Source organism: Sphingobacterium sp. UBA7249, from assembly GCF_002472835.1.
Taxonomy (GTDB): Bacteria; Bacteroidota; Bacteroidia; order Sphingobacteriales; family Sphingobacteriaceae; genus Sphingobacterium; species Sphingobacterium prati.
On record NZ_DKST01000015.1, the window covers coordinates 361,096 to 376,117 of the forward strand.

The following is a 15,022-nucleotide window of genomic DNA, read 5'->3' on the forward strand; positions in this document are numbered from 1 at the left end:
CGTGTTATTAGCGCTAATTGAGGGATATTCTCTCTCTCTGGCAAAATAATTCGAGGCTGCTTCGTCTCTGAAGGCAACTGCCAGCAATATCGAAGCGGGATGGGTTTATGGTAAATGTGTGTTAGACTCGGAGTCACTACGGACTCATATCGGATTTACGGCGGACTCATCGCGGTTAGAGGGTGGTGCAGTGTCGGAACAGGCCGCTACCGCGGTCGAACACAAGCCGAAGCATCGATGGAGCATGTATAACTTTTGCATATAACTATAAAAAAGGCATCTTTTGTAAGAAAGATGCCAGCTATATATCGACATTGCAAACTGTCTTTGATTGCCGTATATTTTAAGCTTTTGGTTTGCGAAAGATAAAATAGAGGCCGACCAAAATAAAAGGCACACTCAAAAGTTGTCCCATATTGAGCAGCATACTTTGTTCAAAAGCTTCCTGATCAATTTTAAAGTGCTCCAGTACCATTCGTGCACCAAATAATAAGACCATAAAAATACCAAACAATTTTCCTTTTTGACGATTCGGGTCTGATTTGAATAAGGAACCGATGATAATAAAGATGATAATATAGGCTATAGCCTCGTAGAGCTGGCCTGGATGACGGGGGATATTGTCATGACGCTCAAAGATTATTGCCCAAGGCAAGTCCGTTGGTGTACCGACCATCTCTGAATTGAAAAAATTGCCAATACGAATCAGCGCGCCAGCGATAGGTACAACCACAACTAATCTGTCTGCCAGCCATAAAAAATCGGTCTTCGTCTTACGGCAGTATAGGTAGAGTGCAACAAGGATGCCGATCGCTCCTCCATGCGAAGCCAAACCGGCAAAACCGGTGACGTGGAATCCGTTTTTATCCCATTTAAAAGGAAGAAAAATTTCCAATATATGGTCTTTGTAATAATCAAAATCGTAGAATAAGCAATGACCAAGTCGTGCGCCGATCAGTGTACCGAGGAAGATATAGATAGATAGTTGATCCAGTTGTTCTTGCGTGCGGCCTTCATTTTTGAAAATGCGCAACATAATAACATAGGACACAAAGAAAGCGAGGAGCCAACATAAGGCGTAATAGCGTAGGGCAAAAGCGCCAAAGTTGAACATCTCGGGATCTACATTCCAGTGTATTGCACTTAGTATTGAATTCATATTTTTTTATGTCTGTTTAAATTACTAAGGTAAAGATAGGGTTTAATCTTATTTTTCAATAAAATCAAAGTGAAATGTAAAAGGAATATTCCAAAAAACATTTTTACTTTTGCATTTCATTGAAATTTTCATATTTTGACGAAAGTAAATAGAAAAGGACAAGATGGCTGAAAAGAATAAGAAAAAAGAACAGAAAACAACTGGGGTCGTAACAAAAGATTCGCTTTCATTTTTTGAAAAATATATAAATAATGCTTCACCCACAGGTTTTGAATGGGACGGTCAGCGTTTATGGTTGGATTACCTGAAGCCTTATGTCGATGACACTTTCGTTGATAATTATGGTACAGCTGTTGGCGTTATCAACCCAAAGGCTGCCTATAAAGTGGTAATCGAAGCGCATGCCGACGAAATTTCCTGGTTTGTCAATTACATTACAAAAGATGGATTAATCTACGTGGTACGAAACGGTGGCTCGGATCATCAAATTGCTCCTTCCAAACGTGTCAATATCCATACAGAAAAAGGGATTGTAAAGGCTGTATTTGGCTGGCCTGCTATTCATACCCGTTCGGGGGAGAAGGAAGAAAATCCATCCCTGAAAAATATTTTTTTGGATTGCGGCTGTAGTTCTAAAGAAGAAGTGGAGGAACTGGGTGTACATGTAGGCTGTGTGATTACTTACGAAGACACGTTTTCGATCCTGAATGATCGTTATTATGTCGGACGTGCTTTAGATAACCGTGCCGGTGGTTTTATGATTGCTGAGGTTGCGCGTTTGCTAAAAGAGAATAAAAAGAAACTGCCGTTTGGATTATATATTGTAAATTCGGTGCAGGAAGAGATTGGTCTGCGGGGCGCTGAGATGATTGCAGATCGTATTAAGCCCAATGTGGCCATTGTGACTGATGTAACACATGACACGCAGACACCAATGATCAACAAGATCACCCAGGGAGATTTGTTCTCCGGAAAAGGCGCGGTATTGTCTTATGCGCCAGCAGTTCAGGTCAATTTGAATAAACTGTTGGTGAAAGTTGCAGAGCAAAACAATATTCCGTTCCAACGTCAGGCATGCTCGCGATATACTGGGACAGATACGGATGCTTTTGCGTATAGCAATGGCGGTGTACCTTCGGCGTTGATTTCCCTGCCACTACGTTATATGCATACGACTGTTGAGATGGTACACAAAGAGGATGTTGACAATGTGATCCGTTTGATTTATCAGACATTGTTGAATATCGAGGATGGACAGGACTTTAGAACTTTTACAAAATAGAATTTAGGATTATATTAACTTATCATTTAGAATTATTATGGAAAATAACCAAAATCAAAACGAATTGAGCATTGAGTTGACAGAAGAAGTAGCAGAAGGAATCTACTCAAATCTTGCGATTATCACTCACTCTAATACAGAATTTGTGGTTGACTTTATCCGTGTGATGCCAGGAGTGCCAAAAGCAAAAGTGAAATCAAGAATCGTTTTGACTCCAGAGCACGCAAAACGCTTGTTAGGTGCATTGGTTGATAACGTGAATCGTTTCGAAGCATTGAACGGTCCGATCAAAATGGATGTAGGTGTTGCGGAGCAACCTCAACAAGGTGGTGACCCAACGGTAGCATTTCCATTCGGAACTCCTCAAGGTCAAGCATAGTCAGTAGTACAATCTATCGATATTTTAAGGCGCCAATAAAACAATTGGCGTCTTTTTTTGTCTCAATTTGTGGTTGCCTGGCTACCCCGATATTTGGGCTCGGGCCCGACTTTTACTATTTTTAGGAAAACTTATTTCAAAAGGAGATTTATATATGGATATTCAGGTGCGCAACTTGACAAAGAAGGATTATGTTGATTTGAAAAAATCAATGGAGCAAGCTTATGATGGTGTAGGGGATACCTGGTCAAAGGAAAATATTCAGGATTTGATCGAAATATTTCCCGAAGGACAATTGTGCGTGGAGATCGACGGGCATGTAGTGGCCTGTGCGCTGTCTATTATCCTTAATTCCAAAAAGAATAATATCTACGATAGTTATTACGATATTATTGATGATGGGAAATTCAGTAAACACAGTGATGACGGAGATACGTTATATGGCATCGAAGTGTTTGTTCATCCCGAACATCGTGCATTGCGCTTAGGGCGACGCCTCTATGACGCACGGAAGGAGCTGTGTGAACAGATGAATTTAAAATGTATCGTGGCCGGTGGCCGAATTCCCAATTACCATAATTATGCGGACAAAATGAGTCCGAGAGTATACATTGAGAAGGTAAAACGTAAGGAAATTTATGACCCGACACTGACCTTTCAGCTTTCCAATGATTTTCATGTCAAAAAGGTGCTGAAACATTATCTACCGGAAGATGCCGAGTCTATGGAATTTGCCACCTTGCTGGAGTGGAATAATATTTACTACGAATCAGAAACCCGATCGATCTCAACGACCAAACAGACAATTCGTCTGGGATTGGTACAGTGGCAAATGCGTTTATTTGATAATATAGAAGCTTTCTATGATCAGATTGAATTCTTTGTGGATACGGTAAGTGACTATGGAACGGACTTTATTATGTTTCCGGAGTTTTTCAACACGCCACTAATGAGCCCGTATAATGATCTTCCCGAGCGGTTGGCGATGGAAAGGCTGGCACAGCATACTTCAGATATTATCGATCGTATTCAGCAATTTGCTGTTTCCTATAATGTGAATATTATCGCGGGATCTATGCCGCTGATGGAAAATAAGAAACTCTATAATGTTTCTTACCTATGCCATCGTAATGGTAAGCTGGATGAATTTAAGAAAATTCATATTACGCCAAATGAATTTAAATACTACGGTATGGTAGGTGGAAGCGAGGTGAAGGTATTTGATACCGATTGTGGTAAAGTCGGCCTTCTGATCTGCTACGATGTAGAGTTTCCGGAACTCAGTCGTATATTGGCTGACCAAGGTATGCAGATCCTCTTCGTACCTTTTATGACTGATACACAGAATGGCTACATCCGGGTCAGGACCTGTGCACAAGCGCGGGCCATTGAAAACGAATGTTATGTGGCAATTGCTGGTTCTGTCGGGAACTTGCCACGTGTCAACAACATGGATATTCAATACTCGCAATCTGCAGTCTTTACACCGTCAGATTTTGCATTTCCGAACAATGCAATCAAGGCCGAAGCGACACCCAATGCGGAGATGGTACTGATTGCAGATGTGGATCTTTATGCTTTAAGGGATCTGCATGAATATGGCACTGTAAAAGTTAAAAAGGATCGACGCAAAGATCTCTATGAAGTAAAACTTTTGAAATAATTAACCTGTATTTTTGAAGGACTTCAAAATATGCTTAGCTTTAATTATATTCTTTAATCTAATAAAGTATGATACAAAAATTCAAATGGGGGACGCTCTCTATCGTCTTAATGATGATGTCATGTCAGTCAAATAAGAGCAAGGAGAGTTCTCAGGAAGTCAGAACCAGCTTTTTTGATGTTTCTGGCATGGATACAACGGTCCATCCTGGCGATAATTTTTTTCAATATGCGAACGGAGCATGGATGAAAAATACCCAGATACCAGCTTCTGAAACAGGTTGGGGGTCATTCTATATTTTGGCAGATGAAAATTTGCAGAAACTAAAAACTGTTTTGGAAAATGCAGCTCAATCCAACAGTAAAAAGGGATCCGATCAGCAAAAAGCTGGTGATTTCTATGCGAGTGGAATGGATACCATAACCATCGATAAATTAGGTGCCAAGCCGATAGAAGAGGCTGTTCAGAAAATCAATGCGCTGAAAAATGTCGATGAACTGATCGCCTATGCGGCCGATGGATTCAAAAATGGTGATGGCGACCTTTTTAGCTTTTATGTGGCTGCAGATGATCGAATCAGTACTAAAAATGCGCTCCAGTTTTTTCAAGGTGGATTGAATCTACCGGAAGCTAGTTATTATTTGGATCAGGATGATAAGGCCAAAAAGATCAGGGAAGCCTACATTGCTTATCTGGTTAAACTGTTTGGATTGATCGGTGAGGGGGCAAGTGCTCAAAAATCTGCCCAAGAAGTGCTCAAGCTAGAAACAGAAATTGCGAAATCCCATTTGACACCTGTTGAATTAAGGGATCCGATTAAAAACTATAACAAGTTTGCTGTTCAGGATTTTCAGAAACAGACCCCAAATCTGAATTGGAAAGAGATCCTCGGGCGCTTGGAGGTAAAGACCGATACGATTTTGGTACAGCAGCCTAAGTTTTATATCGCATTGAACAATTTGTTGAAATCGCAGTCTGTAGATGTTTGGAAAACAAAGTTAAAAGCTGACTTAGCGAATGCATCGGCAAGTGCGCTTAGCAAGGAATTTAGAGATGCTAAATTCGAGCTATTCGGCAAGACCCTCAATGGACAGAAACAACAGAAAGAACGCTGGAAATTGATGGTCAGTTCGGCTGATGAAAATTTGGGCGAAATTGTCGGAAAACTCTATGTGGATGACTATTTTAAACCGGAAGCAAAACAGCGCATGATGGAATTGGTCGATAATTTGCAAAAGGTCTACAAGACAAGAATTGAAAAATTAGACTGGATGACGCCGGAAACCAAGAAAAAAGCAATTGAAAAATTGGAAGCGTTTGTCAAGAAGATTGGTTATCCGGAAAAATGGAAAGATTATAGTGATGTGGAAGTAGCGAAAGATACATACTATGCCAACCTTCAATCCTCAGCTAAGCATGCCTACAAAGAAATGGTAAATAAAATAGGTAAACCGGTTGATAAAAAAGAGTGGCTGATGACGACTCCGACAGTCAATGCATACTATAATCCACCATACAATGAGATTGTATTCCCAGCGGGAATTCTGCAATTTCCATTCTTTGATGCCAATGCGGATGATGCGATTAATTACGGTGCTATTGGTGCTGTAATAGGTCATGAGATGACACATGGTTTTGATGATCAAGGTAGACAATATGATAAAGCTGGTAACTTAAACGATTGGTGGACAGCAGTAGATGCCAAACAATTTACCGAACGTGCAAATCAAGTCGCTAAATTATATGGAAGCTTTACCTTGTTGGACAATCAACATGTCAACGGGGAACTGACCTTAGGTGAAAATTTGGCTGATATCGGTGGTTTGAATATTGCTTACGATGCTTTTAAATTGACCAAACAGGGGCAGGGAAGTGAGAAAATTGATGGTTTTACGCCCGATCAACGTTTCTTCTTGAGTTTTGCGCAAGTTTGGCGGGTAAAAAGCAGCGATGAACGTATGCGTTTACGTTTGAAGGTTGATCCGCATAGTCCAGAGCAATTTCGTGTAAATGGACCTGTTTATAATATGGAAGCATTTTATAAAGCATTCAATGTGCAGCCTACAGCTAAAATGTACGTTGCACCCGAAAAAAGAATTTTAGTTTGGTAAGCTGTTAATAGCTGCTATTCTGTTATTTCCGATGGTAGTAGCGGATCAGCTGGGAGTAAATGAAGGGAAAAAGATAGATTTATCTTTGAATTGTGGTAAAAACTAATTACTTTTGCCCTTCATTTAATAACACATTTAATTAATTAACAATGTACGCAATAGTAAATATAGCAGGACAGCAATTTAAGGTTGCAAAAGACCAGTTCCTTTTTGTACACCGTTTACAAGGAGATGAAGGCGCTAGTATTGAATTTGACAATGTATTGTTAGCAGAAGACGGTGGTAAATTTACCATTGGTACACCTAGCGTTGCTGGTGCAAAAGTTTCGGCTAAAATTTTGTCTCATTTAAAAGGCGATAAAGTTATCGTTTTCAAGAAAAAACGTCGTAAAGGCTACAAAAAGAAAAACGGTCACCGTCAACAATTTTCTAAAATCCAGATCACTGGTATTACGTTATAATTGAATTTTTAATCAGACATTAGTCTTAAATTAAGATAAAGAAATGGCACACAAAAAAGGTGCGGGTAGTTCTAAGAACGGCCGTGAGTCACATAGCAAGCGTTTAGGTATCAAAATCTTCGGTGGTCAACAAGCAATCGCAGGTAACATCATCGTACGCCAACGCGGTACACAACACAATCCTGACACAAATGTTGGTATTGGTAAAGACCACACATTGTTCGCTTTAGTAGACGGTAAAGTAGTTTTCCGTAAAAAAGCTAACAATAAATCTTATGTATCTGTAGTTCCTACAGAACAAGCATAAGGTTTGCAACAATATTTGAAAAAGGCATCAAGCAATTGATGCCTTTTTTATGTAAGGTACTTTCTGTTATTAAATTTTTATACTTAACAGATTTATTCTATTTTGTTAAAATTGAAGCGATTCATCTTGCTGAATATGAGTTTATTGCAGATTTATTGAGGCTAAGTGTGTTGAATTTACGCCTAAATTATACGCTTAAATGATACGGCGAACTGTTATTTACTGTTAAATGTAACCGCTTTGGTACAATTTTTATAAGGGATAGGTGTTTTTAAGATAAATACCGATTTATGAATTATCCACGATTGCAAAATACAAATGACCAGGCAGTAGCATGTACGCCATCTGGGGTTAAATACTTGCGCTTAAATAATCGGGATCTTCCTATGGCCTTTAAAATACTAATTATTTACATATGAAATACAACAAGTTGGGATATGGTATGTGTGTTGGGGTGTTTGCCTGTTCATTATATTCCTGTAGTTCCATTTATATGCCCAATGTGCCTTCGGCGCCCATGTTTACAGAAGCGGGTGAGGTGTATGTTTCAGGGAATATCAATACAAAGGCAAATGTGTCTGCAAATCTAGGCGTAGCGGTGACCGATCATGTCGCTGTCATTGCAAATGGGTCTTATGTGGATAACAAATCCAATACGAAAGACTATGCACAGAAAATGGGCGAAGCGGGGATCGGGTATTATACGCGCTTTGGTAGAAAAAATAATCGTGTATTTGAGGTATATGGAGGATACGGACTGGGGACTACAAGTGTAGTTGACAAACGATCTTCAACAATGGGACAGGCGATTGTGGAGACGCAGGATATGGATTTTGATAAGGTGTTTGTGCAAGTAAACTTTTCGTCCGAAAAGAAAGATGCCCTGAAATTGTTCGGTAATAGACATGATATCGATTATGGGACTATTATAAGACTGAGTAATATGCAGATGAAGAATTTTGCCATTGATGGTCTGCCAGTGGAGAAAGAAAACAACATGCTCATTGAACCTGTATTTTATACAAGGATGGGGCTTGGAAAAGGATGGAAGTTACAGTATACAAATGGTATGGTTTTCGGTTTTAAAAGTAATACATATTTAAAAGCGGGGTATCCATTGTTTACACTAGGAGTTTTGTATAAATTTGGAGGAAAATAGTGGCTATGAGCAAGAAAATTTTATTTGGGTGTTTAGTATTTTTAGGTTTATTCATTTCCGGATGTGGGGTGAATCGTCAAAAAGCACAGATCGAGAACTTGGCAAAATGTAAGTTTGATGTGGAATCAGTTGATAGTATTCGATTGGCAGGAACATCTTTACAGCGTCTGATCAAAAATAATCAGGTTGATCTAGGCGCAGCACCTAGCTTGGCTTTGGCCTACCTACGGAAGGATATTCCATTGGATGCTGTTATCCGTCTCAAAATAGATAATCCAACCCTAAAGAAAGCATCAATCAATAAATTTCAGTATATCATCCTTTATGGTGGCCAGCAACTTGTCGAGGGGATTGTCAATCAATCCTTACAAATTGAACCAGGCGGGTCTACTATAGCTAATGTGCGTATTGCGACCAATATTTATGATCTTTTGGTAAATTCAGACCTGCAAAATTTTTTAATGTCCAGTGATGAGAATAAAAAAGGAATATTTACGTTAAAAATTAAACCTTCGATCAATATTGCTGGGCAATCGGTATTTTATCCAGGATACATTACCATTGACAAAACGGTAAGCCGAAAAATCCTGTTATAAAAACTATAGCACAGCAAAAGATAATAAGGTTTTCCATGTACATGGAAAACCTTTTTTATGAACAGGATTATCTTTTTGATTTGTTGAGTGCTGTAGAGAGGGCAAGTTCGATTTGCTAAACCGTTATTATGATTGATTCTTTTGCTACGGATTAAACTGTAATAAAAAAGTTATACTATCAAAGTGTAAAGTGTACACCTTATTTTATATTTTAGTCCTTAAATAGAAACCTAAATATGTTAAAAAGATTCTTAATTCCTGTTTTGCTGTTAGCTGGAGCACATACCTTTGCTCAGACGAAATTTGATCCTTATGAGCAGGCCATTGCGGGGACCAATCTTTCGTTTAAAATGGTGGCTATCCCCGGCGGAAGTTTTAAAATGGGATCCGTTTCTGGCGGAAAAGAAGATGAAAAACCGGTACATGAAGTTAAGCTCGACCCATTTTGGATGGGGCAGTACGAAGTAACCTGGGATTTGTTTGAACCCTTTTTGTACAAAGATTATGAAATCGCGAAAAGTAAGGATGGTAAAGTTGCCCCAGAAATAGATGCGGTAACCCGACCTACAAAACCCTATCTTGATATGACATTTGGTTTTGGTAAAGAGGGGCATCCAGCACTTGCTATGACTCATTATAACGCGATTCAATTTTGTAAGTGGCTATATGTACGCACAGGCGTATTCTATCGTCTTCCTACAGAGGCGGAATGGGAATATGCTGCTCGCGCTGGAGCTAGTACTGCTTATTTCTTTGGTGACAATGATGCTCAGCTCACTGAATATGCATGGTTTAAAGACAATGCCGAGCAAAAAACACATGCTGTAGGAGAGAAAAAGCCAAATCCTTGGGGTCTTTACGATATTTATGGTAATGTCGGCGAATGGACCTATGATCAATATAAGGCAGATAGTTATGCCCAAGGCAAGGATAAAGTGTTGATAAATCCGGTTGTTGTTCCAACGACTTTGTATCCACATGTCGTTCGCGGTGGTGCTTTCGACAGTGCAGCTGCGGACCTTCGTTCGGCTGCCCGTGCTGCTTCGGATCCAATATGGAAACAATTAGATCCACAAGTTCCAAAAAGCAATTGGTGGTTTCCAGAAGCACCATTTGTCGGTCTGCGTTTAGTTAGACCGGTCAACCCACCTAGCCAAGAGGAAATTATGGCTTATTATGATAAAAAACCAATAAAAGATTTTTAAAAAATAAAATAATCAATATCAATATAAAACTATTATGGAAAATCTAGAAAGAAGAGATTTTATTAAAACTTCTGCCGTGGTTGCAGGCGGTGCCATGTTGAGCTCACTGCCTTTATCCGGGGCTTACGCCGCTGGCTCTGATGTTATCAAAATAGCCTTAGTAGGTTGTGGGGGTAGAGGTACGGGGGCTACCTTCGATGCGCTAAGTTCGGGTGCAAATATCAAAGTTGTTGCTTTGGCTGATGCGTTTAAAGATAATTTAGACAGCACATATAATACGCTTAAGGAAAAATGGCAAGATAAAATTGATGTCAGCGATAATCATAAATTTGTCGGATTTGATGCTTATAAAGAGGCTATAAAATTGGCTGATGTTGTTATTTTGGCCACGCCTCCTGGATTTAGGCCAGCACATTTTGAAGAAGCTATCCGTCAAGGAAAACATGTTTTTATGGAGAAACCTGTTGCGGTCGATATTCCGGGGGTACAACAGGTCATACGTGCGGCAGCCGAAGCTAAACGTAAAAAGCTGAATGTTGTCGTTGGGTTACAACGTCGCTATCAGACAAATTACCGCGAAGCGATCAAACGTATTCACGATGGTGCAATCGGTGATATTACTTCGGGACAGGTTTATTGGAACTCGGGTGGGGTATGGGTACGCCCACGTAAGCCTGAGCAAACAGAAATGGAGTATCAGATGCGGAATTGGTACTACTTTAACTGGCTGTGCGGAGACCATATCGTTGAGCAACATGTACACAATATTGATATTGCCAACTGGGTGAAAGGATCTTATCCGGTGTCTATCCAAGGGACTGGAAGCCGGGCGCATCGTACCGGTAAAGAGTATGGTGAGATCTATGATAATTTTGCGTTGGAATTGACCTATGCGGACAACAGTGTGGTATATAGCCAATGTAGACATTTTGAAGGAATACAAAATCGTGTCGACGAGCAGTTTCAGGCGACAAAAGGCCGTGTATACCTCTCAGCCGGTGGACAAGCTGTATTGTATGATTGGAAAGGTAAAGAAATCTATCGTCATGATGCGAAAGGTAATCCTAACCCTTACCAACAGGAGCACAAAGAACTTTTCGAGGCGATTTCTAAAGGTGAGTATAAGTTTGAGAATGCAGAGTATGGCGCATACAGTACGCTAACCGGTATTATTGGTCGTATTGCTTGTTATACAGGTAAGGTTATCAAATGGGATGAAGCATTGAAATCCAGCATCAAGTTAGGACCAGATGTACTCGCATGGGATGCTAAACCGAAGTTATTGCCTGATACCGAAGGTTTTTATGCCGTAGCTAATCCTGGTCAAAATACAAACCTTTATATTTAATAGCTGTGCGGTGATGGGGCTAAACAGTAAAATTTGCTATATATTCTTTTTTATGCTATGCTCGCTTGTTATACAGGCGCAAACGGTTTCAAAAGAATTGCGCAAGATTCGCATGGAGGGCCCTGCACAAGGCACACAGTTTCACGTTACTTATTTCGCATCGGATAGCGTTGTCAAGCGTCAGGAAATAGATAGTATCTTAAAAGTTATTGATCTATCGATGTCGGTCTACCATAAGGGTTCGAAGATATCCCTGTTCAACCAGGATACTGCGACACATATCGAAATGGATAAACATATGGCTCATGTCATCGCTGCCTCATTCCGATACAACAAGCTATCCAGCGGCCAATTCGATATTACCATTGCCCCACTGGTCAACCTTTGGGGCTTTGGTGTGAAAAGAAGCGAAGTTGTACCAGATTCGGCAACGGTCTATCAGGCAAAGAAATTTGTTGGTATGCACTATCTCAACGTGAAGGGCAGTCGGCTAATAAAGAAAAAACCGGGTGTTAAGATTGATGTGAATGGTATTGCACAGGGCTATACAGTAGATGTGCTGGCTGACTACCTAAAACATAAAGGGCTGTCGAGTTATATGGTGGAAGTGGGAGGCGAAATCAGGGCATCGGGAGCGCCACCTGAGCAACAGGGCTTTTCAATTGGTATTTTACATCCCGATGAAAATAAACAGGGGGAGATTATAACGGCCATTGTCCAACTCCGATCCGGAGCTTTAACCACAGCTGGTAGTTTTGAAAAGTTTATTCAATATAAGAATAAAAAGATGGGCCATCATATAAACCCGATGACAGGATTTCCCTATACAACGTGTGTTTTAAGCGTCTCGGTATATGCCAAAACCGCCATGGATGCAGACGCCTTGGATAACTACTTTATGGGAATGGAGCCCGCTGAAATTATTGCTAAAGCCAAGACGTTGAAAGGCATAGAAGTTTTTGTCATTTATCATGATAAAAAGCAGACGATTCAGACGATTTATTCGGATGGATTTGGTAAATTATTCAAAAATTAATCAACTATAAACAAAATGAAGAGATCAGATTTTATCAAAAGCGGCCTTTTGGCTGCTGGGGCCGGATTATCCGGTCATACATTTGCTTCAACACATCAAAATGCAACCAATATGATGGATAAAGGAAAGACATTTAATTTAAATTACGCACCACATCAAGGAATGTTCAAGAATCACGCTGGGGACAACTTTCTAGACGAAATCCGCTACATGTATGATCTAGGATTTCGCGGAATTGAAGACAATGGCTACCTCGGCCGTACATTGGATGAGCAAAAGAAGATAGGTGATCTATTGGCCAAATTGGGAATGACAATGGGGGTATTTGTGGTTGATGGTGGTCAAAATTGGATGCCTTCCCTGGCGACAGGTAAACAGGAATTTTTGGATAAATTTATAGAAACTTGTCATAAGTCCGTCGAGGCTGCCAAACGCTGTAATGCGAAATGGCTTACGGTCGTTCCCGGGTTCTATGAGCGGAGACTCCCCTGGGGGAATCAATTCGGTAATATCCTTACAGCGATGCGTAAAGGAGCAGAGATCTTTGAACCACATGGTTTGGTGATGGTTCTCGAAACGTTAAGTGATACACCGGATTTATTTTTACAGCAAACGCATGAAACTTATGCGCTATGTAAAGCCGTAAACAGTCCTTCTTGTAAGATTTTGTATGATATCTACCATATGCAACGTACGGAAGGGGATTTGATCGCAAACATGAACCGCTGTTGGGAAGAAATTGCCTACATTCAAATTGGTGATAATCCGGGACGTAAAGAGCCTACTACTGGTGAAATCAATTACAAAAATGTTTTCAAACTCATTCATAGTAAGGGATATAAAGGTATAATGGGCATGGAACATGGGAATTCTAAGCCTGGCAAGGAGGGAGAAGATAGACTGGTGACTGCCTACCGTGAGGTAGATAGCTTTTTGTAATATTTTAATAGTGTACTATTGACAATTAGATTTAATTTCTTAAATTGAGCAGGTAAAACCAATTAGTAGTATTGTAAAACACCATTTTTTTTATGATTTCATCAACAATAAAATTTAAACTATCCTTCATGATGTTCCTTGAATTTTTTATTTGGGGGGGATGGTTTGTCACATTAGGCACCTTTTTGAGTAAGAATCTGCATGCAACGGATTTTGAAATGGCCAATGTATTTTCGACGCAATCATTGGGCGCGATCATCGCTCCTTTTATCGTAGGAATGATTGCCGACCGTTATTTTAATGCAGAGCGTATTTTGGGTGTTTTGCACTTAGTCGGTGCCGTATTAATGTATCAGATGTACGGGGCGGCCGACATGTCTACTTTTTATCCGTATGTATTGGCTTATATGGTTTTATATATGCCAACATTAGCGTTAGCAAGCTCAGTTTCATTTCGCCAATTGACTAATCCGGAAAAGCAATTTTCAGGCATACGCATTTGGGGAACAATTGGATGGATCGTAGCGGGCTTGGCAATTAGCTATATCTTTAAATGGGATGCTGCCGCATCTGATGGTGCCTTGAAAAATACATTCTTGATGTCAGGCGTTGCTTCTTTGGTATTAGGGGTATTTTCCTTTGCTTTACCAAAAACACCTCCAGTCAAACTCGATGAAGGTGAAAAACCATCATTTGCATCAATTATTGGTTTGGATGCCATCAAATTGTTGAAAGACAAGAATTTTTTGATCTTTTTTGTATCCTCCGTTTTAATCTGTATTCCTTTAGCATTCTACTATTCAAACGCGAACTTATTTCTTACCGAAATCGGATTAGAAAACCCAACCGGTAAGATGACTATTGGTCAAGCATCAGAAGTATTGTTCTTATTGGCGCTTCCGATTTTCTTTACCAAATTTGGCTTTAAGAAAACCATCCTTGTAGGGATGTTGGCTTGGGTGATCCGTTATCTGCTATTTGCCTATGGCAACGCGGGTGAACTTTCATTCATGTTACTTGTTGGTATCGCCTTACACGGTATCTGTTATGATTTTTTCTTTGTTTCGGGACAAATTTATACAGATAGTAAAGCTGGCATTAAATACAAATCTGCAGCGCAGGGCTTGATTACATTGGCAACATACGGTGTTGGTCAGTTGATTGGCTTTTGGGTAGCAAGTTATGTAGGTGATAAATATAAAGAATTAAAAACAACTGATTTAGCAGGATTTTGGAATCATACCTGGGTTGTTCCTGCTATTATTGCAGCAGTGGTATTTTTTATCTTTCTAGCACTATTCAAAGATGAGAAAATAGATAGTACCAATGCTACACACTAAACGAAAAAAATAACTATTTAAAAAACAAATAATTAGA

General features: G+C 39.9%; 14 protein-coding genes. 13 read left to right on the forward strand and 1 reads right to left on the reverse strand.

Going from position 1 to position 15,022, the window contains the following annotated elements:
- Positions 1 to 343: 343 nt before the first annotated feature.
- Positions 344 to 1,159 carry a prolipoprotein diacylglyceryl transferase gene (lgt, locus tag B4A24_RS12255; protein WP_293945277.1) on the reverse strand — a complete coding sequence of 272 codons (816 nt, stop codon included), beginning with the start codon at positions 1,157 to 1,159 and terminating at the stop codon, positions 344 to 346.
- Between the two features lie 163 nt (positions 1,160 to 1,322).
- Between lgt and B4A24_RS12260 the strand changes: the two genes are divergently transcribed.
- From B4A24_RS12260 to B4A24_RS12320, 13 genes are all read left to right on the forward strand, one after another.
- Positions 1,323 to 2,441, forward strand: coding sequence for a M42 family metallopeptidase (locus B4A24_RS12260; protein ID WP_293945279.1), 1,119 nt, complete (start codon positions 1,323 to 1,325; stop codon positions 2,439 to 2,441).
- A gap of 37 nt (positions 2,442 to 2,478) precedes the next feature.
- Positions 2,479 to 2,820 (forward strand): DUF3467 domain-containing protein, encoded by a 342-nt coding sequence (locus B4A24_RS12265; RefSeq protein ID WP_104382326.1) that lies wholly within the window; start codon positions 2,479 to 2,481, stop codon positions 2,818 to 2,820.
- 154 nt (positions 2,821 to 2,974) lie between these two features.
- Complete coding sequence (locus tag B4A24_RS12270; protein ID WP_172394364.1) at positions 2,975 to 4,483, forward strand: carbon-nitrogen hydrolase family protein; 1,509 nt, start codon at positions 2,975 to 2,977, stop codon at positions 4,481 to 4,483.
- Between the two features lie 68 nt (positions 4,484 to 4,551).
- On the forward strand, positions 4,552 to 6,594 hold the full coding sequence (locus tag B4A24_RS12275) for a M13 family metallopeptidase (RefSeq protein ID WP_293945281.1): 2,043 nt from the start codon (positions 4,552 to 4,554) through the stop codon (positions 6,592 to 6,594).
- A 149-nt stretch (positions 6,595 to 6,743) separates the two neighbouring features.
- Positions 6,744 to 7,055, forward strand: a complete 312-nt coding sequence (gene rplU / locus B4A24_RS12280; RefSeq protein ID WP_028068281.1) for a 50S ribosomal protein L21 — start codon at positions 6,744 to 6,746, stop codon at positions 7,053 to 7,055.
- A 43-nt stretch (positions 7,056 to 7,098) separates the two neighbouring features.
- Positions 7,099 to 7,362 (forward strand): 50S ribosomal protein L27, encoded by a 264-nt coding sequence (gene rpmA, locus B4A24_RS12285; protein ID WP_046672918.1) that lies wholly within the window; start codon positions 7,099 to 7,101, stop codon positions 7,360 to 7,362.
- 415 nt (positions 7,363 to 7,777) lie between these two features.
- A complete protein-coding gene (locus B4A24_RS12290) occupies positions 7,778 to 8,521 on the forward strand; it encodes a hypothetical protein (protein ID WP_293945283.1) in 744 nt (247 codons plus the stop codon).
- A 5-nt stretch (positions 8,522 to 8,526) separates the two neighbouring features.
- Positions 8,527 to 9,117 carry a hypothetical protein gene (locus B4A24_RS12295; RefSeq protein WP_293945285.1) on the forward strand — a complete coding sequence of 197 codons (591 nt, stop codon included), beginning with the start codon at positions 8,527 to 8,529 and terminating at the stop codon, positions 9,115 to 9,117.
- Positions 9,118 to 9,353: 236 nt separating this feature from the next.
- Positions 9,354 to 10,322, forward strand: coding sequence for a formylglycine-generating enzyme family protein (locus tag B4A24_RS12300; protein ID WP_293945287.1), 969 nt, complete (start codon positions 9,354 to 9,356; stop codon positions 10,320 to 10,322).
- Positions 10,323 to 10,356: 34 nt separating this feature from the next.
- The gene (locus B4A24_RS12305; RefSeq protein ID WP_172394360.1) at positions 10,357 to 11,670 is read left to right on the forward strand and encodes a Gfo/Idh/MocA family oxidoreductase; all 1,314 of its coding nucleotides are present in this window, start codon (positions 10,357 to 10,359) and stop codon (positions 11,668 to 11,670) included.
- A gap of 52 nt (positions 11,671 to 11,722) precedes the next feature.
- A complete protein-coding gene (locus B4A24_RS12310) occupies positions 11,723 to 12,706 on the forward strand; it encodes an FAD:protein FMN transferase (RefSeq protein WP_293945289.1) in 984 nt (327 codons plus the stop codon).
- Between the two features lie 15 nt (positions 12,707 to 12,721).
- Positions 12,722 to 13,645 carry a hydroxypyruvate isomerase family protein gene (locus B4A24_RS12315; RefSeq protein ID WP_293945290.1) on the forward strand — a complete coding sequence of 308 codons (924 nt, stop codon included), beginning with the start codon at positions 12,722 to 12,724 and terminating at the stop codon, positions 13,643 to 13,645.
- Between the two features lie 95 nt (positions 13,646 to 13,740).
- Positions 13,741 to 14,985 carry a nucleoside permease gene (locus B4A24_RS12320; protein ID WP_172394947.1) on the forward strand — a complete coding sequence of 415 codons (1,245 nt, stop codon included), beginning with the start codon at positions 13,741 to 13,743 and terminating at the stop codon, positions 14,983 to 14,985.
- Positions 14,986 to 15,022 lie beyond the last annotated feature (37 nt).

Coding starts and splice junctions, on each gene's coding strand:
- lgt (WP_293945277.1), bottom strand. CDS start 1,159: ATGAATTCAATACTAAGTGCAATACACTGGAATGTAGATCCCGAGATG.
- B4A24_RS12260 (WP_293945279.1), top strand. CDS start 1,323: ATGGCTGAAAAGAATAAGAAAAAAGAACAGAAAACAACTGGGGTCGTA.
- B4A24_RS12265 (WP_104382326.1), top strand. CDS start 2,479: ATGGAAAATAACCAAAATCAAAACGAATTGAGCATTGAGTTGACAGAA.
- B4A24_RS12270 (WP_172394364.1), top strand. CDS start 2,975: ATGGATATTCAGGTGCGCAACTTGACAAAGAAGGATTATGTTGATTTG.
- B4A24_RS12275 (WP_293945281.1), top strand. CDS start 4,552: ATGATACAAAAATTCAAATGGGGGACGCTCTCTATCGTCTTAATGATG.
- rplU (WP_028068281.1), top strand. CDS start 6,744: ATGTACGCAATAGTAAATATAGCAGGACAGCAATTTAAGGTTGCAAAA.
- rpmA (WP_046672918.1), top strand. CDS start 7,099: ATGGCACACAAAAAAGGTGCGGGTAGTTCTAAGAACGGCCGTGAGTCA.
- B4A24_RS12290 (WP_293945283.1), top strand. CDS start 7,778: ATGAAATACAACAAGTTGGGATATGGTATGTGTGTTGGGGTGTTTGCC.
- B4A24_RS12295 (WP_293945285.1), top strand. CDS start 8,527: ATGAGCAAGAAAATTTTATTTGGGTGTTTAGTATTTTTAGGTTTATTC.
- B4A24_RS12300 (WP_293945287.1), top strand. CDS start 9,354: ATGTTAAAAAGATTCTTAATTCCTGTTTTGCTGTTAGCTGGAGCACAT.
- B4A24_RS12305 (WP_172394360.1), top strand. CDS start 10,357: ATGGAAAATCTAGAAAGAAGAGATTTTATTAAAACTTCTGCCGTGGTT.
- B4A24_RS12310 (WP_293945289.1), top strand. CDS start 11,723: ATGCTATGCTCGCTTGTTATACAGGCGCAAACGGTTTCAAAAGAATTG.
- B4A24_RS12315 (WP_293945290.1), top strand. CDS start 12,722: ATGAAGAGATCAGATTTTATCAAAAGCGGCCTTTTGGCTGCTGGGGCC.